Annotated in this window: 14 protein-coding genes; 6 read left to right on the top strand and 8 right to left on the bottom strand. The window is 70.9% G+C overall.

Features of this window, described 5'->3' with window-relative positions:
- Positions 1 to 86: 86 nt before the first annotated feature.
- The 3 genes from AB0C26_RS13890 (at position 87) to AB0C26_RS13880 (ending at position 1,787) form a co-directional block, all read left to right on the top strand.
- Complete coding sequence (locus tag AB0C26_RS13890; RefSeq protein ID WP_360246641.1) at positions 87 to 551, top strand: Lrp/AsnC family transcriptional regulator; 465 nt, start codon at positions 87 to 89, stop codon at positions 549 to 551.
- 18 nt (positions 552 to 569) lie between these two features.
- The gene (locus AB0C26_RS13885; protein WP_360246639.1) at positions 570 to 1,217 is read left to right on the top strand and encodes a 4a-hydroxytetrahydrobiopterin dehydratase; all 648 of its coding nucleotides are present in this window, start codon (positions 570 to 572) and stop codon (positions 1,215 to 1,217) included.
- 432 nt (positions 1,218 to 1,649) lie between these two features.
- Entirely contained in the window at positions 1,650 to 1,787 is a 138-nt protein-coding gene (locus tag AB0C26_RS13880) for a hypothetical protein (protein WP_360246637.1), read from the top strand.
- A gap of 1,242 nt (positions 1,788 to 3,029) precedes the next feature.
- On the opposite strand, the gene AB0C26_RS13875 is transcribed toward AB0C26_RS13880, so the two are convergent.
- The 5 genes from AB0C26_RS13875 to deoC form a co-directional block, all read right to left on the bottom strand.
- A complete protein-coding gene (locus AB0C26_RS13875; protein ID WP_360246635.1) occupies positions 3,030 to 5,372 on the bottom strand; it encodes a transposase in 2,343 nt (780 codons plus the stop codon).
- 71 nt (positions 5,373 to 5,443) lie between these two features.
- On the bottom strand, positions 5,444 to 6,289 hold the full coding sequence (locus AB0C26_RS13870) for a DNA primase (RefSeq protein WP_360246633.1): 846 nt from the start codon (positions 6,287 to 6,289) through the stop codon (positions 5,444 to 5,446).
- Positions 6,290 to 6,406: 117 nt separating this feature from the next.
- Positions 6,407 to 7,222 (bottom strand): aldehyde dehydrogenase family protein, encoded by an 816-nt coding sequence (locus AB0C26_RS13865; RefSeq protein WP_360246631.1) that lies wholly within the window; start codon positions 7,220 to 7,222, stop codon positions 6,407 to 6,409.
- Positions 7,215 to 8,633 (bottom strand): aldehyde dehydrogenase family protein, encoded by a 1,419-nt coding sequence (locus AB0C26_RS13860; protein ID WP_360246629.1) that lies wholly within the window; start codon positions 8,631 to 8,633, stop codon positions 7,215 to 7,217. Before AB0C26_RS13860 ends, AB0C26_RS13865 begins: the two co-directional genes overlap by 8 nt.
- A gap of 7 nt (positions 8,634 to 8,640) precedes the next feature.
- On the bottom strand, positions 8,641 to 9,591 hold the full coding sequence (gene deoC / locus AB0C26_RS13855; RefSeq protein ID WP_360246627.1) for a deoxyribose-phosphate aldolase: 951 nt from the start codon (positions 9,589 to 9,591) through the stop codon (positions 8,641 to 8,643).
- A 59-nt stretch (positions 9,592 to 9,650) separates the two neighbouring features.
- Between deoC and upp the strand changes: the two genes are divergently transcribed.
- A complete protein-coding gene (gene upp, locus AB0C26_RS13850; RefSeq protein ID WP_360246625.1) occupies positions 9,651 to 10,283 on the top strand; it encodes a uracil phosphoribosyltransferase in 633 nt (210 codons plus the stop codon).
- Positions 10,284 to 10,777: 494 nt separating this feature from the next.
- Here upp and AB0C26_RS13845 read toward each other — a convergent pair whose 3' ends face one another.
- Positions 10,778 to 11,266 (bottom strand): 8-oxo-dGTP diphosphatase, encoded by a 489-nt coding sequence (locus tag AB0C26_RS13845; RefSeq protein WP_360246623.1) that lies wholly within the window; start codon positions 11,264 to 11,266, stop codon positions 10,778 to 10,780.
- An 84-nt stretch (positions 11,267 to 11,350) separates the two neighbouring features.
- On the opposite strand from AB0C26_RS13845, the gene AB0C26_RS13840 reads away from it, so the two are divergent.
- Positions 11,351 to 12,034, top strand: coding sequence for a GPP34 family phosphoprotein (locus AB0C26_RS13840; RefSeq protein ID WP_360246621.1), 684 nt, complete (start codon positions 11,351 to 11,353; stop codon positions 12,032 to 12,034).
- Between the two features lie 44 nt (positions 12,035 to 12,078).
- Here the strand turns inward: AB0C26_RS13840 and AB0C26_RS13835 are convergent, their stop codons facing one another.
- On the bottom strand, positions 12,079 to 13,716 hold the full coding sequence (locus AB0C26_RS13835; protein WP_360246619.1) for a phospho-sugar mutase: 1,638 nt from the start codon (positions 13,714 to 13,716) through the stop codon (positions 12,079 to 12,081).
- Between the two features lie 28 nt (positions 13,717 to 13,744).
- Entirely contained in the window at positions 13,745 to 15,652 is a 1,908-nt protein-coding gene (locus AB0C26_RS13830) for a protein kinase (RefSeq protein WP_360246617.1), read from the bottom strand.
- Positions 15,653 to 15,857: 205 nt separating this feature from the next.
- Here AB0C26_RS13830 and AB0C26_RS13825 point away from each other — a divergent pair, with 205 nt between their 5' ends.
- Entirely contained in the window at positions 15,858 to 17,420 is a 1,563-nt protein-coding gene (locus AB0C26_RS13825) for a methylmalonyl-CoA mutase family protein (protein WP_360246615.1), read from the top strand.
- Positions 17,421 to 17,454 lie beyond the last annotated feature (34 nt).

Raw genomic sequence — 17,454 nt, 5'->3', positions numbered from 1 at the left:
CTTCTGCCGGTTGTTCTAGGGAAAGGCTAGGCAGGTATAAGGTCAGTCGACAATCAATCCGTACTAATCTCGGAAAGAGGTCCGTAATGGCGGATCTGGACGAACTTGATACGGCGATCCTCAGCGCGTTGCAGTCGGATGCACGGAAGACGAACCGGGAGGTCGCCGCGGCTGTCGGCGTCTCGGCCACCACCGCCCTCGACCGCACCCGGGCGCTGCGCCGCCGCGGCGTCATCCGCGGCGCCATCCTCGACGTCGACCTGCCGGCCATCGGCCGCCCGGTGCAGGCCCTCATCGCCGTCCGCATCCGCCCGCCGTCCCGGCGCAACATCGAGGCGTTCCGGGAATGGGTCAGCGCCCTGCCCGACACGCTCGGCGTCTACGTGACGACCGGCAACGAAGACTTCATCGTGCACGTGGCGGTCCCGGACAACGACAGCCTGTACGCATTCGTCATCGACCGGCTCACCGAACGGCCCGAGGTCGCCGACGTACGCACGTCGATCGTCTACGAGCACATCCGCAACAACCGGATCGCGCCGGCGAGCTGATGGCGGCAGCATGAGGGAATGACTGTGCTGAACGGTAGGCAGATCGCGGAGGAGAAGCTCGACGGCTGGGTCTACGTGCCGGGCGGCTTGCAGACCCGCATCCATACCGGCGACTTCGCGACCGGGCTGAAGATCGTGAACGCCATCGGCGAGGTCGCCGAGCGCATGAACCACCACCCGGACGTCACCTTGCGCTACACCGAGGTGGACGTGAGGCTGACCAGCCACGACGCCCACGGCGTGACCCAGCGCGACGTCCGCCTGGCCCGCGCCGTCTCGTCGATCGTCTCAGGTGCCGGTGTCCGCATGGAGAGCGCGAGCGTCTCCCGCCTGGAGTGGGCTCTGGACTCGCCCGCATACGGCTCGGTGCGCCCGTTCTGGGCCGCCATCATGGCCATGGAGACCCCGGAGGGCCAGGAGGACCTGGTGGACCCGGCCGACGTGCACCCGGCCATCTGGTTCCAGGAGTCCGGCCCCGAGGAGCCCCGCCAGCGTTGGCATCCCGACATCTGGCTCGAGCCGGCCCAGGTCCAGCCCCGTATCGACGGCGCCGTAGCCGCCGGCGGCACCTTGGTCAGCGACGCCGCAGCCCCGTCTTTCTGGGTCCTGGCCGACCCAGAGGGCAACCGCGTCTGCCTGTGCACATGGCAGGACCGCCGAAGCTGAAAGCGGCCGCCCTCAATGCAAACGAACACACGTCGACAAAATCCGCTCTCCTTAACTGGTTAATTGCCCTCAACTGCCCATGACCCTTTGTGGATCCCTCATCTGAGAATGCCGCTGCGATTCGTTCAGGCGGCGGCTTTACCAAAGCCGCAGATCCGCCGCCACCGATGATGGCGTGCCGATACGCGCGACATGACAAACGCGCACCAAAATGCTCGATCCGAATGGTCCCCGCCGCCGCCCGCGGTTAAGACGAAAGGCGACCCGCGCCGATCCACACCGCCCGGCGTATCCGACCCGCGACCCCACGGCCGGCCGCACCACCGTCTCAGGCTGGCTGCCGCTCCGGCCCGGGCTCCCGCCCCGGGCAGCGCCGCCGTCCTGGGCAGCGCCGCCGTCCTGGGCTGCGCCGCCGTCCTGGGCTGCGTTGCCGTGCTGGGCTGCGTTGCCGTGCTGGGCCGCGCTGCCGTGCTGGGCCGGGCCGCCGTGCTGGGCCGGGCCGCCGTGCTGGGCCGCGCTGCCGTGCTGGGCTGGGCAGCCGATTCAGGCTGTGTCACCACCTCAGGCTGAGGCGCCGCCGCACGCTGGGCTGTAGGAAGGGCTGCCTCTGCTTCGGCGGCCGGTTGGGGCTGCGTGGCCTTGCCGACGGGGGCCGTCACATCTGCCTCAGCCGTGTGCTTCCGAGAGCGCGCTGGCTCTGCGCGCGGTCGGCCTTCCCGGCGAGCCGTGGCTGTCGGCTCGTCGACCGACCCGCCTGCGGGACGCACACACGTGAGCCCTTCGTCCCAGATCAACGGCGGTATCCGTTCGAACGAGTCATGCAAACCCAGCTCGCCGCATTCGCGGGAACAGCCGTGCAGTCGACACAGCTTCAACGCATGACGCTGTTTGAGTCCCCACCGTCGCCGCTTCGCATGATCGCGCCGGAAGCGCACCATGTCCGGCGAGTGACTGGGCACCCCAGTCCAATCCCGCATAGCCGCGATTTCCGACCTAGAAAAGAACCCCAACTGTGCATTGAACCATTATCCCGTACCCGGAAGATCATAAACAAAGGAACTGTCATGCCAATCGCAAAGGATCGGAGGTGGCTGGGAGATCAATTATTGGGTACGTGCAACGCGCATTATCATGTCGCAGGTAAACGCGTGGTTAATGTCGTGATCGGTGATGTTCCGCTGGTACCCACCTATTGTCGTGGAGCGGTCCAAGGTCACGCCGGCCCCTGTGGACAAAGTCGGCGGCCTGTGGACAGCCGAAGCCGTCGGGCAGGCACGATGCGGGGGTCGTCGGCCGCGGGCCGCGAGACCTCGGCGGGCCGGCTGAGGCGATTGCGGGGAGAGTCGGGCGCGAGGCGTGAATGCGACGGCCGCGGCGGGTCAGGCGATCGCTGGGAAAGGCAGGATGTCGGGCGGACAGCGCCGCGAGGCGCAACCACCATCAGATCGAGGGCGCCCGGCGATGGTGGGGCGTAAGACGCCGCCAGATCACGTGCACGGTGATCATGGGGTAGAAGACGACGCCAGCTCGAGGTTGCATAGCGGTGGCGGGGCGCAAGGCGCCGCCGGCTCGTGTTTGCGGGGCGGTGGCGGGGCGTAAGACGGCGCTTGCTCGTGTTTGCGGAGCGGTGGCGGGGCGTAAGACGGCGCTAGCTCGAGGTTGCGGAGCGGTGGCGGGGCGCAAGGCGCCGCTGGCTCGTGGCCGCGAGGCGCGCGTAGGGCGCAAAGCGCCTCTGGCGCAGGGTCGTGGGGTCAGGGCAGAAACGCAGCGGCCGGCGGTCGGGTGGGACCCGAGCGCCGGCCGTTTGGCGTGTCAGCGGGAGCCGTAGCCCGCGTTGTCGTTGCGGAACTCGTTGTCTTCGCCCTGGCCGCCGTCGCGGGTGAAGTCCCAGCCGCCGGCGGACTCGCGGCCCGGGCGGCCGCCCATGGCGAAGCCGCCGATCTCCTGGCCGCGGCGCCAACCGCGGAAGTAGCCCGTCGTGTGGGCGGCGATGCTGGCCGCGTCGCGGACGATGCGCAGCGGGCGCTCCTCGCGCAGCGGGGAACCCGGGACCAGGTTGGCCTGGGGGACCCGCTTCGGGAGGCCGGCCGACGTCTCGGCCGCCACCGCGGGGGTGGCTGCCTTTTCGGCGGCGCGCCAACCCGTGTCGTTCGGGTTGGTCCAGTCGAGTTTGTCGGTCTGCTCGGTGTGGCCGGTGAACCAGGCCGACCTCGCCTGGGCGAAGATCAGCAGGTCGCCGTCGTTGCTGTCGGCCGGGACCGGCGGGGCGATGCTGCGGTCGAGCGCCGTCAGGGTCGAGCCGGCCGCCGTGCCGGTGGGGACGACGCGGCGGGCCGCGTTGCGGCGGGCGGCCTCCCCCTCGACCAGGCGCAGCGCGGGCGGCTCGGTCACCGCGGGCAGGTCGGTCACCGTCGCGTCGAGGCTGTTGCCGGTGTCGACCAGGCGCAGGGCCGGCGGCTCCTTGGGCATGTCCTGCCAGGGCGGGCGCACCCGGCCGTCGGCCGGCGGGGAGCTCGTCGAGGCGGCCGGGATGGTCGCCGTGTCGTCGGCGCCGGTGTTCAGCAGCGGCCAGTTGGCCCGCGAGCCGGGCTCGGCCTCGGGACCGCCCGGGCGCTGGGCCGGCATGGGCAGCGAGTAGTCGGTCGCGCTGTTGTTGGCCGGTGCCGGCGAGGCCGGGCGGGCCGTCGTGGTCGGGCGCGGCGGGATGACCGTGCGCTGGCGCTCGGCGCGGGCGTTGTTGATCGCCGCGTTGGTGAGTGTGGCCCGGAAGGGCTGCCCGGTCTCGGCCGGCGTGGGCGCCCCCGAGGAAGGCGCTGAGGCGCCTGGCGAAACCGGGAACGAGGAACCCGGGCCGGAGGCGGCAGGGAAGGACGGCAGCGACGGTGACGTCGGGGCCGACGGCGACGAGGTGGGGGCCACCGGGTTGCGGGAGCCGGGCACGGGGCGCGAGCCCGGCGTGATCGGCGTCATGCCCGGCGGGGGCGGCGGTGTGGAGATCGGGCGGTTGCCGGGACCGGAGACCGGGCGGCTGCTCGGGGCGGGCGCCCGGTTCGGGAACGCGGCGGCCGGTGCCGACGGGCGCGGGGCGACCGGCGAGGGCGCCAGCGGCGGCGGCCCGATCGGGTCGGGGGCGACCGGCGGTGCGGTGAGCGGCTGGGGCGAGGCCGGGCCGCTGCCGGTGGAGGCCGGCTCGGGGCGGCCGCGGCGGCCGAAGGCGGCCACCGACTGGAGCGAGGCGGGCTCGGCGGTGCGGCGGGCGGCTCGGCGGCCGGCGTCGGCCGGGGGCGTGCTGCGGGCGGCGATGGTGCCGATCAGGGACGCGCAGGCGGCATCGCAGGCGCGGACCGCGGCGACGGCCTGGCGGACCGTCTCGCCGGCGGCCGGGGCGAGCGACTTGTTGATGCCACCCCGGCGCGGCGACTCGCTGATCGCGACGTGCAGCGCGGTGACGGCGGCGATGATCTCGTCCTCGGTGCCGGCGCCGGCCCGGGTGAGCTCGGCCGCGACCTGCTCGGCGGCGCGCTCGGAGTCGCCCTGCCCGGTGAGCCGGCCGGGCTCGGGCAGCGCGTCGAGCACGGCCAGTGCCAGCGGGTGGGACGGGTCGGGGTACGCCCGCAGGGCCGCCGGGTAGAGCTCGCGCAGAACCTCGCGCAGCGCCGTGGCCGAGGCGTGCCGGCCGTTGAGCAGCGCGACGTGCGCGGCCAGGACCGGCTTGTAGCTGATCAGCTCGCGCGAGACCGGCATGCCGCTCGCGGTGAGCGCGCCGGCCTGCAGCGCCCGGGCCAGGCCGACCGCCCGCCGGGCGGCGGGCGGGGCCTGCATCTCCTCGACGGAGTCGTCGTCGGCGAAACGCTCGGCGAAGTCGTCGGTGGTGTCGTCGTCGGCCACGACCAGCGGCCGGCCGGCCGCGGTGAGAAGTGACGTCACCAGGTGATCGTCGCTGTCGGCGGCGACCGCGGCGTCGGTGAATCCACTCGTCCGTTCCACGAGCAGCGATCCGAGCTCGGCGTAACCGCCGGGATCGTCGCCGATCTCGTGGACGCCGAGCAGTCGTCCTGCGTCGTCAACCACGGCGATGGTCAGCTGCGGGGCCGAGACCCCACGTACCGATTCATCAGCCGACGCCAGACCGCAGTACACGCGCACGAGCGCCACGGCGTCGTCCTCCCTCCCCGGGACTTCCCATTGCTGTTTGTGGCCAAGGACTGATGCTCCCTGGTGAGGGGTCAGTCGCGCCAGTCCACAGCGGCAGAGATCTTGCCGATTACCGAGCGCCAGCCCAGACTTGCCTGTTGTGCACCGATTTTCTTCAATCGGCGACGACCGAAGAATCCGCCCATACCACCGCTTTCCGCGGAACGGAGTGACTCGTCCAGGTCATCGAGGGGCGAGCCCGGCGACAGTGCCAGGATCACCGGCTTGAGCCGGAGCGCGTGACCCAGGTCGCGGGCCACCTCGCCGGCGGCGATGAGCAGTGGAAGATCCCACGTGTCGTGCCCGCCGCGCAGGTTTTCCACCACGAGGTCGAGCTCGTAGCGGTCGTCCGGCTGCGGGTCGATGTCCGTCGACTGTACCCGGTCGGCCAGGGTGGCCCAGGAGTCGAGTTGTGCGAGGTCGTGCGGAGCACCCGAACGAATGAAGGAGACCAGCGACTCGGGCGTCTTGAAGGCGAGCAGCCGGCCCTTGTGGCTCAAGAAGAGGGGGACCTCTTCGTCCTCCGCCTGGGCGGTCTCCTCGTCCTCGAAGTCGGCCGGGTCGGGCTCGTCGGCGTCGGCCGCGGCCTTGTCGTCCTCGGCCAGCAGAGCCTGGAACTCCTCGTCGACGATGACTTCCTCGTCGTCGTCCTCGGCCGCGGCGGCGCGCTTGCGCGAGTCGAACACGTCGTCCTCTTCCACACCGGCCTCGGTCGGGGTGATCTCAGAGGACTTGCGGTACGCGCGGAGGGTGATGCCGACACCGGCGGGCAGCGCGATCTCGACCGGCTCGATGCCGACCTCTTCCCACAGCTGAGCGCCGGAGGCCCCGTCAGTGGAGGCGGTCTTCGCCTCGGGCTCGTCGGACTGGCTGGCCACGGTGACCTCCGCGTTGATCGGGCTGTGGGACGGTGAGTCTGCCGACACACCCTAATGGGCGCGCCTGGGCGCTGACTGACCGTCCCCCGCACTTTCGAGATGACCGTTTATCAACGATCAGAAACCTTTCGGGTGCCACACCGTCTTGGTCTCGAGCAGAGCGGTCATCGGGCCCACCCCGGGGTCGGCTGTCCAATCCGGTGACGAGGGCCGCACCACCCGTTTGAGGGTGCCGGCGGCGGCGCGTTCGAGCTCGGTCGCGAGCTCGGCGTCGTCGACGCCGGAGAGGTCGATCGCGTTGACGTCGTCGTGCGAGGCGAGCCACGGCGCGATCTCGGCGGCGTGTCCGGTCAGGACGTTCACCACCCCGCCCGGCACGTCGGAGGTCGCGAACACCTCGGCCAGGGTGACGGCGGCCTGCGGGTTGGCGGCGATCACCACCACCGTGTTGCCGGTGACCACGGCCGGCGCGATCACGCTGACCAGGCCGAGCAGCGACGACGGGGCGACCACGGCGACGACGCCGGTGGGCTCGGGGGCCGAGATGTTGAAGAACGGCCCGGCCACCGGGTTGGCGCCGCCGGCCACCTGGGCGATCTTGTCGGACCAGCCCGCGTACCAGACCCAGCGGTCGACCGCGGCGTCCACCTCGGCGCCCTTGACACCCAGGGCCTTGAACTCGGCCCGGCGCGCCTCGAGCATCTCGGCGACGCGATAGAGGACCTGACCTCGGTTGTACGCCGTGGCGCCGGCCCACTTGGGCTGGGCGGCCCGGGCCGCCACCACCGCGTCCCGGGCGTCCTTACGGGAGGCGAGGGAGACGTTGTCGCCGTCCACCAGATAGGTCCGTCCTGATTCGCTGCGCGGGAACTTCCCGCCCACGTACAGCTTGTAGGTCTTGCGCACGGAGAGGCGCACCGATGACTCAGGCAAGGTACGCCTCCAGGCCGTGACGGCCGCCCTCGCGGCCGTACCCCGATTCCTTGTAGCCGCCGAACGGCGACGTGGGGTCGAACTTGTTGAACGTGTTGGCCCAGACCACACCGGCCCGCAGCTTGTCGGCCACGGCCAGGATCCGGGAACCCTTGTCGCTCCACACGCCGGCCGACAACCCGTACGGCGTGTTGTTGGCCTTTTCGATCGCCTCGGCCGGGGTGCGGAAGGTCAGCACCGACAGCACCGGTCCGAAGATCTCCTCGCGGGCGATCCGGTGGGCCTGGGTGACGCCCGTGAAGATCGTCGGCGCGAACCAGAAGCCCCGGTCGGGCAGCGAACACTCCGGCGACCAGCGCTCGGCGCCCTCACTGGCCCCAATTTCCGACAATTCAGTAATGCGCGCCAGCTGAGCCGCGGAGTTGATCGCGCCGACGTCGGTGTTCTTGTCGAGCGGGTCGCCGACACGCAGCGTGGACATGCGGCGCTTGAGCGAGTCGAGCAATTCCTCGGCGATCGATTCCTGTACGAGCAGTCGCGAGCCCGCGCAGCACACGTGGCCCTGGTTGAAGAAGATGCCGTTGACGATGCCCTCGACGGCCTGGTCGATCGGCGCGTCGTCGAAGACGATGTTGGCCGCCTTGCCGCCGAGCTCGAGCGTGAGCTTCTTGCCGGTGCCGGCCACCGAGCGGGCGATGGCCCGGCCGACCTCGGTCGAGCCGGTGAACGCGACCTTGTTGACGTCGGGGTGTTCGACCAGGTAGCGCCCGGTGTCGCCGGCGCCCGTGACGATGTTGACCACGCCCGGCGGCAGCTCGGCCTGGCGGCAGATGTCGGCGAAGAAGAGCGCGGAGAGCGGGGTCGTCTCGGCCGGCTTGAGCACCACGGTGTTGCCGGTGGCCAGCGCCGGAGCGATCTTCCAGGCCAGCATCATCAGCGGGAAGTTCCACGGGATGACCTGGCCGGCCACGCCGAGCGGGCGCGGGTCGGGGCCGAAGCCGGCGTACTTCAGCTTGTCGGCCCAGCCCGCGTAGTAGAAGAAGTGGGCGGCGACCAGCGGCAGGTCGACGTCGCGCGACTCCTTGATCGGCTTGCCGTTGTCGAGCGACTCGAGGACGGCCAGCTCGCGGGAACGCTCCTGGATGATCCGCGCGATGCGGAACAGGTACTTGGCGCGCTCCGAACCGGGCAGCGCCGACCAGCTCTCGAAGGCGCGCCGGGCGGCCGCGACGGCGCGGTCGACGTCTTCCGGCCCGGCCAGGGCGACCTCGGAGAGGACCTCCTCGTTGGCCGGGTTGACCGTCTTGAAGGTGTCCTTGGCCTCGCTGAACGCGCCGTCGATGAACAGCCCGTAGGACGGGGCGATGGAGACGACCGAGCGGGACTCGGGCGCGGGGGCGTACTCGAACATGGCCACCTCAGTCCAGGGTGAAGTAATCCGGACCGGCGTAATGGCCGGTGGTGAGCTTGGTGCGCTGCATCAGCAGGTCGTTGAGCAGCGAGGACGCGCCGAAGCGGAACCAGTCGGGGTCGAGCCAGTCGTCGCCTACGGTCTCGTTGATCATCACGAGGTACTTGATGGCGTCCTTGGTCGTACGGATGCCGCCGGCGGGCTTGACGCCGACCTGGCGCCCGTACCGGGCGCGGAAGTCACGCACCGCCTCGAGCATGATCAGCGTGACCGGCAGGGTCGCCGCCACCGGGACCTTGCCGGTCGAGGTCTTGATGAAGTCGGCCCCGGCCAGCATGGCCAGCCAGGAGGCGCGGCGCACGTTGTCGTACGTCGCCAGTTCGCCCGTCTCGAGGATGACCTTGAGGTGGGCCGAGCCGCACGCCTCCTTGACCGCGACGATCTCGTCGAAGACCTTGCCGTAGTCGCCGGCCAGGAACGCGCCCCGGCTGATCACCATGTCGATCTCGTCGGCGCCGGCCGCCACCGCGTCGCGCGTGTCGGCCAGCTTGACGTCCAGCGGCGCCTGGCCGGACGGGAACGCGGTGGCCACGCTGGCCAGGTGGACGCCGCTGCCGGCGAGCACCTCGGCCGCGTACGGAACCATGGCCGGATAAACGCAGACGGCCGCCACCGCGGGGCAGCTGGAGTCGGAGGGGTCGGGCCGCAGGGCCTTGGCCGAGAGGGCCCGCACCTTGCCCGGGGTGTCCGCGCCCTCGAGCGTGGTCAGGTCGACCATGCGGATGGCCAGGTCGATGGCGTGGGCCTTGGCGGTCGTCTTCACCGATCGGGTGCCGAGCGCCGCCGCCCTGGCCTCGACGCCCACCTTGTCGACGCCGGGCAGTCCGTGCAGGAAAGTCCGGAGATCAGAGGCGGAATCGGGCAGGCCGGACAGCCTTGACGTCGCTGTCGCAGTCATGAAAGGGATTCTACGCGGGCCCCCGACAGTTGATCTTGAATGACCGGTAGGTTGTGCCCGTGGACGTACTCGTTGTAGATCACCCGCTCGCCCAGACCCGGCTCACCGCGATGCGCAAAGCGGACACCGACTCGGGGGTCTTCCGGGCGTCCCTGCACGAGCTGACCACCATGGTCGTGTACGAGGCGGCCCGCTCCTTCGCCACCGAGAAATACCCGATCGACACGCCGGTCGCGCCCACCGAGGGCACCCGGCTGGCCAACCCGCCGCTGATCGTCCCGGTCCTGCGCGCCGGCCTCGGCATGGCCGACTCGGCGCTGGCCCTGCTGCCCGAGTCGTCGATGGGCTTCGTGGGGCTGGCCCGCGACGAGAAGACGTACGAGCCGCGGGCGTACATGGAATCGCTGCCGGGCGACCTGTCGGGACAGCCGGTGCTGGTCCTCGACCCGATGCTGGCCACCGGCGGCTCCCTGCTGCACTGCTGCCAGCTGCTGGTCGACCGCGGCTGCACCGACGTGATCATCTGCTGCGTGCTCGCGGCTCCTGAGGGGGTTGCGGCGCTCGAGGCCTCGGGGTTGCCGCTGCGGCTGGTCACGGCCTCGATCGACCAGGGCCTGAACGAGAAGAAGTACATCGTCCCGGGCCTGGGAGACGCCGGCGACCGACAGTTCGGCGGCATGCGCCGCTTCTAGACGAGTAAGTCCTGATCCGGGTGAGTGGTCGTCGGCGACTGCTGACCTGATCAGGTCTGACGAGTGGGTTCGAGTAGGTGTTTCACCGGGGTGTGGGGTTCGATCGCGGTAAGACGGGCGCAGCAACCGAGTGAGTAGCCGCGGATCTTCCTCCAGGGCGACGGCCAGGACGTGCCTGAGCTACAGCCATGGTCAGCAGTTCGGCGTCGGAAACGTTGGGACTTAGCCGCCGGGTCCGGGCTCGTCGGCGATCGAATGGCTGTCGCGGCCGCGTACCAGCCGCCATCGTCGCGGCCGGCCGGTCTTCCTGACGCCGGCGGATCAGCTGTCGAGCCAGACCGTGGCGTGTCAGAGCCGCAGCACCGTGGAGGCGGGGCATGCCCAGCAGCGGCGCGAGCCGGCGTGGTCCCCGTGTGAGCGGGGTGCGGTTCACGCTGCTGAGCTGGCTGGCCTCACTTCACCTCATTGCGGGCGAAGTGCGACTTTGGTTGCGGTTAGAGCGACGTGTACGACCAGCTCAGGGCCTTGCCGGAGGAGAAGGGCATGACACCGTGGAAGACGGTGGGGGAAGCGGCGAAGACCAGCGGCAGGAAGTGGCGGTCGGACTCCCACATCGGGATTCGGCCGGCCAGCACGTCGGCCACGGGGATCCAGTGCAGGCTGCCCTCGTCGTTGGAGGGCAGGGGGGTGCCGGTCCACGTCGGAATCCGGAAGATGAAGCCGAACCAGTTGGCGCCGTTGCGGCCGAAGCCGGGCCACGAGATGGTTCCGGCCAGCTCGACTGAGGTGGCGACGAGGCCGGACTCCTCCTTGAGTTCGCGGCGCATGCCGGAGACGACGTCCTCGTCCGGGTCGAGCTTGCCGCCCAGGCCGTTGTACTTGCCGTAGTGGAGGTCGTCGGGGCGGGTGTCACGACGGATCATGAGCACCTCGTCGCCGGCGGGGGACAGTACGTAGCCGAGGGTTGCGATGATTGCCTGCACGAGCGCGACTCTATAAGGAAGCAACCGGGATATAACCGTCCTGACGATCGGTCTGCGTGACTGGGGACACTATCGTTTCGAGCCATGACCTCCATCGCGCTCGCCGAGGAACTGCTACTCCTCGCGTACGACGACCAGACCGGCAAGGCGACCGGATCCCGCATCGGGCTCGACCTCGGCATGGCCGCGGCTGTGCTGGTCGATCTCGCCTTGGCGGGACGTGTCGCGTACGTGGACGGGTACCTCAAAGTCATCGACAACCGGCCGATCGGCGACCCCATCGCCGACGCCGTCCTCGCCAAGGCCGCCGAGGACGAGCCGCACACCCCGGCCCAGTGGCTGCAGCGGCTGCGGCACCGCCTGCGGACCCGGGTGCTCGAGGACCTGTGCGCCCGCGGCGTCGTCCAGGACGTCGACGAGACCCAGCAGGGCTTCATCCACGTGCACCGCTACCCGACGACCGACCCCGCCTTCGAGGCCGAGATCCGGGGCCGGCTGGCCAAGGCGCTGACCACCGACGGCCCGACCGACGAGCGGACCGCCGCCCTGGCCACGCTGCTCGTGGCGACCCGCATGGAGCCGGCCCTGCGCCTGCCCGCCGAGCAGGCGGCCCAGGCGCACGAGCGTCTGGAGCAGATCGCCGCCGGCGCCGGATTCTCGGGCAGCGCCAACCTGGAGGACTCGATCGTCCGCCCGTCCGTCGCCCTCGTGGTGGCGACGCTGGGCCGGGCCATCACGGCCGCTCTCGGCGCTCCCAAGCCGGCATGACGGGTGACGCCGGGCGCGCGTGAAAAGGCGCGCCCGGCGAAATCTCAGACGCCCAGCACGGCGGCGATCTCCTGCCGCAAGGTGACCAGGGAAGACGCCGCGCGGGTGCGGGCCGCGGTCAGGTCACCCTCGCCGGTCGGTTCGACCACTTCGAGGTACGCCTTGAGCTTGGGTTCGGTGCCTGACGGGCGGATCACCGCGCGCGCCGACTCCGTGCGGAAGGTGAGCACGTTGTTGGTCGTGTCATCGGTTGTGGCCACCGGGGCGCCGAGCAGGGTCGCCGGCGGCGCGCTGCGGGCGCGTCGCATCGCCACCCCGATCTCGGCCAGGTCGTCGACCCGGACCGAGAGCTGGTCGGTGGCGTGCACCCCGAACTCGGCGGCCAGCTCGTCGAGCCGGTCGGCCAGGGTGCGCCCTTCGGCCTTGAGCCCGGCGGCCAGCTCGGCCACCGTGAGGGCGGCCGTGATGCCGTCCTTGTCCCGCACGAGCGACGGGGCGACGCAGTAACCGAGCGCCTCCTCGTATCCGTAGGCCAGGTCCTCGGCGGCCCGCACGATCCATTTGAAGCCGGTCAGCGTCTCCGCGTACGGCACGCCCCGGGCCGCGCACAGGCGGCCCAGCAGCTGCGAGGAGACGATCGTGGTGGCGTACGTCCCGGGGACGCCCCGCCGGATGAGGTAGTCACCGAGCAGCACGCCCAGCTCGTCGCCGCGCAGCGGCCGCCACCCGCCGCCGGCGGTGGGGACGGCCACCGCGCACCGGTCGGCGTCCGGGTCGTTGGCGATGGCCAGGTCGGCCCCGGTGCCCTGGGCGAGCGCGAGCAGCAGGTCCATCGCCCCCGGCTCCTCCGGGTTGGGGAAGGCGACGGTGGGGAACTCGGGGTCGGGTTCGGCCTGCTCGGCCACGACGGCCGGGGCCGGGAAGCCGGCCGCCGCGAAGGCGGCCCGGAACGTGCCGCCGCCCACCCCGTGCATCGGGGTGTAGGCGATCGCGAGGTCCCGGGGGCCGCCCTCGCTGAGGGTGGCGGCGGCGCTCCGGGCGTACCCCTCAATCGTCTTGTCCTCGATCAGCGTGCCCGGACCGCCCAGCGGGACCTCGGACAGGGGCCCGACGGCCCGGATGGCCGCCTCGATGCCGGCGTCGGCCGGCGGGACGATCTGCGCGCCGTCGCCGGCCGGACCGCCGAGCCCGCGGCCCAGATAGACCTTGTAGCCGTTGTCCTGCGGCGGATTGTGGCTCGCGGTCACCATCACCCCGGCCACCGCGTCCAAGGCCCGCACGGCGTACGCCAGGACGGGCGTCGGCAGCGTCCCGGGCATCAGCAGGGCCTCCCGCCCGGCGCCGGTCGCGACGCGGGCGGTCTGCTCGGCGAACTGGCGGGAGCCGTGCCGGGCGTCGTACCCGATCACCAGCGGCCCCTCGCCGCCCTGCTCGGCCAGCCAGGTGACCAGACCGGCCGCGGCCCGGGTGACGACCGCGAGGTTCATCCCGTTCGGCCCGGCCCGCAGGCGACCGCGCAGCCCGGCCGTGCCGAAGGTGAGCGGGCCGGCGAACCGGTCGCTCAGCTCGGCGGCGGTGCCGGGCAGGCCGTCGATGAGCCGGGTCAGCTCGGCGCGGGTGGCCGGGTCGGGGTCGTCCGCCAGCCAGGTCTCCGCGAGGGATCGCAGTTCGTCAGGTGCCATCCAGACTTGATAGCACGACAGCGGATCGTCAGGCGGAGCCCAGGGCGTACGACTTGATCATCTGGTCGAAGATCGGCTTGCTGGTCTCGAACTGCGATTCCTTGGTGGTCAGGTAGAACGAGTACGCCTTGCCGCCGGAGACCACCGCGCCCCAGAGGCCGTGCCGGCCCTCCGCGCCGCTGCCGCACTTGTACTCCAGCACCGCGCCGTCCCGGCCGGAGATCTTGGTCTCGGTGAGACCGACCCGGCTGTACGGCGTGGTGCAGGACGTCGTGCCCTTCTTCAGGTTGCTCTCGGCCACACCCAGGAACGAGGTCGGCGTGCCCTTCGATTTCTCGATCAGGATGCGGACCTTGCGCTTGGCGTCCTGCGGGTCGGCGTAGTCGACCCAGCTTCCGGCGGCCTTGCGGGTCCAGCCGGCGGGCACCAGCACGCTGATGCCGCGGTCCTTGTACGCCTGCGTGGCGAAGGTCGGCGCGACGTTCTCGACCGCCGACGGCGGCGCGGCCGCCGGGGTCTTGTCGTCCCCGCCGCCGCCGGTCAGCGAGAAGACCAGGACCAGCAGGAGTACGACACCGAGGGCTCCGCCGCCGGCGATGAGCTGCTTCTGCCGCGGCCAGCCCTTGACCGTGGTGACCGCGCGGCCGGTGACCTGCTTGGCGGTGCCCACGGCGTTGTCGATCATCGCCTTGCGCTTGGCCGCCGGGCTCTGCACGACGGTGCCGCCGGCCATCGGCTCGCGGGCCGCGCGGGCGCCGTTCCACGCCTCGCGGGGCGGCAGCACGCTCGTCGTGTCGCCGGTGGGCCGCGGCGGCGGCGCCTGCATGGTGCCGGTCGGCGGGAGCTCGCCCGGGCCGCCGCGGCGGGCCGGCGCGGTGTTCTCCTGCTGGAGCTTGGCCAGGTGGTCGGTGAGCGAGTCGCCCGGCGACAGCATGGCCCGGCCCCCGATCTGGCCGCTCGGCTGGGGCGGGATCGGCTGGGTCTCGGCCGGCGCCGCCGGCGGGCGCGGCGAGGGGACGACCGAGTAGGGGTCGGTCATCATGTGCGGCGGGCTCTTGCTGGCCAGCGGGCCGGCCAGTTGCTGACGCAGCATCGTGCGCGCGGTCAGCACGTCCATCCGCCGGGCCGGGTCCTTTTCGAGCAGGCCCATCAGCACGGGGGTGAGCGATCCGGCCCGCACGGCCGGGGCCGGCGGGTCCTCGACCACCGCGTGCATGGTCTCGATCGGGTCGCCCTTGTCGAACGGGGGCCGGCCCTCGACCGCGGTGTAGAGCGTGACGCCGAGCGAGAACAGGTCGCTCGGCGGGCCGAACTCGCTGCCCATGGCCCGCTCGGGCGAGATGAAGTGCGGCGAGCCGAGCACCATGCCGGGCGTGGTCAGCTGCACGTCGGTCGGCATCCGGGCCACGCCGAAGTCGGTCAGCACGCAGCGGCCGTCGGAGCAGATCAGCACGTTGGCCGGCTTGACGTCGCGGTGCAGCACGCCGTGCGCGTGGGCCACCTCGAGGGCGCCGAGCAGCGCGATACCGATCTTGGCGACGACGCGGGGCGTGACCGGCCCGTCCTCGATCACCATGTCGGCCAGGCTGCGCGCGTCGAGCAGCTCCATCACGATCCAGGGGCGGCCGTTCTCGTGCACGACGTCGTAGACCTGCACGACCGCCGGGTGCTGCAGGGCGGCGGCCGCGCGCGCCTCGCGCATGGTCCGCTCGTACATCGCGTCGCGGTCGCTGGGGGCGAGACCGGGCGGGAGGATGACCTCCTTGATCGCCACGTCACGGCGCAGCAGCGTGTCCGCCGCGCGCCAGACCGTGCCCATGCCACCGTGGCCCACAGCGGCACGGAGTGTGTACCGCCCGCCGATGAGCGTGCCAGGGGCTGCGCGTCCGCTGGTGGGAGCCGTGTTGCCGCCGCTCCACGTCGGAATCTGAGTCACTGAGGATGCCACCGAGGGGGTCTAGGGGCCGTCGACCAACCCCGCCATCTTGCCGGGTTCGCACCCCTAATTGAAAGTCGCGGGGCTCGTGTTTACCTGAACTCGACGGTAGGTGACGGGGAAATCGCATTCGGTGGACGGATTCGGACGCTGAGTGCAAAAGTCCTCACTCGTTCGCATTGAACGAAGCCTTAGGATCACCGGTGTGAACGCGGAGTCGGGATTCGAGATCAAGCCGGTTTACCGTCCGGGCGACGTCGGCGACGCTCCGATCGGCGAGCCCGGCGAGTTTCCGTACACGCGGGGTGTCTATCCCACGATGTACACCAAGCGCCCCTGGACCATGCGGCAGTACGCGGGCTTCGGCACCGCGGCCGAGTCGAACGCGCGCTACCACCAGCTGCTCGCGGCCGGCACCATGGGCCTGTCGGTGGCCTTCGACCTGCCCACCCAGATGGGTTACGACTCGGACGAGCCGATCGCGCACGGCGAGGTCGGCAAGGTCGGGGTGGCGATCGACTCCATCGACGACATGCGGCGGCTCTTCGACAAGATCCCGCTCGACCAGGTGTCCACCTCGATGACGATCAACGCGCCGGGCTCGGTGCTGTTGCTCCTTTATCAACTGGTCGCCGAGGAGCAGGGCGTCGAAGGTTCGGCCCTGCAGGGCACGATCCAGAACGACATCCTCAAGGAGTACATCGCCCGCGGCACGTACATTTTCCCGCCGAAACCCTCGTTGCGGCTGGTCGCCGACACTTTCGCGTACTGCCGTAAAGAGATCCCGAAGTGGAACACGATCTCGATCTCCGGCTATCACATGGCCGAGGCCGGCGCGTCGCCCGCTCAGGAGATCGCTTTCACCCTCGCCAACGGCATGGAGTACGTCCGGGCGGCGCTCGCCGCCGGCCTGGCCGTCGACGATTTCGCGCCCCGGCTGTCGTTCTTCTTCGTCGCCCGCACCACCCTGCTCGAGGAGATCGCCAAGTTCCGGGCCGCCCGCCGCATGTGGGCCCGGATCATGCGCGACGAGTTCGGCGCCAAGGACCCGAAATCGCTGATGCTGCGATTCCACACGCAGACGGCCGGTGTGCAGCTCACCGCCCAGCAGCCCGAGGTCAACCTCGTGCGGGTGGCGATCCAGGCGCTCGGCGCGGTCGCCGGCGGCACCCAGTCGCTGCACACCAACGCGTACGACGAGGCCATCGCCCTGCCGACCGAGAAATCGGCCCGGCTCGCCCTGCGCACCCAGCAGGTGCTGGCCTACGAGAGCGGACTGACCGGCACGGTCGACCCGTTCGCCGGCTCGTACGCCATCGAGGCGCTCACCGACGAGGTGGAGAAACAGGCCACCGAGCTGATCGACCGGGTCTTCTCGTACGGGTCCGCGGTGGACGCGATCGAGCAGGGCTTCCAGAAACAGGAGATCGAGACGTCGGCGTACCGCATCGCCAACGAGATCGACAACGGCGAGCGGGTGGTGGTGGGCGTCAACCGGTTCGTCGCCGACACCGAGGAGCGGTACGAGCCGCTGCGGGTCGACCCGGCGATCGAGGCGGCCCAGGTGGCCCGGCTGGCCACGCTGCGGGCGGAACGCGACAGTGTGGCGGTCGAGACAGCCCTGGCGGATTTGGCGAAGGCCGCCGGTGGGAACGACAACGTCCTACCGTTGATGAAAGAGGCGTTGCGTCTTCGTGCCACAGTGGGCGAGGTATGCCACACCTTGCGCGGCGTGTGGGGGGTCTACCGCCCCGTCGAGCGCTTCTGACGGCTCTCATCCCGTGATCCGGGCTGAATCGTCG

Origin of the sequence: Actinoplanes sp. NPDC048796, assembly GCF_040650035.1 — a bacterium.
GTDB lineage: Bacteria > Actinomycetota > Actinomycetes > Mycobacteriales > Micromonosporaceae > Actinoplanes.
This window is presented reverse-complemented; position numbering and strand designations above follow the sequence as displayed.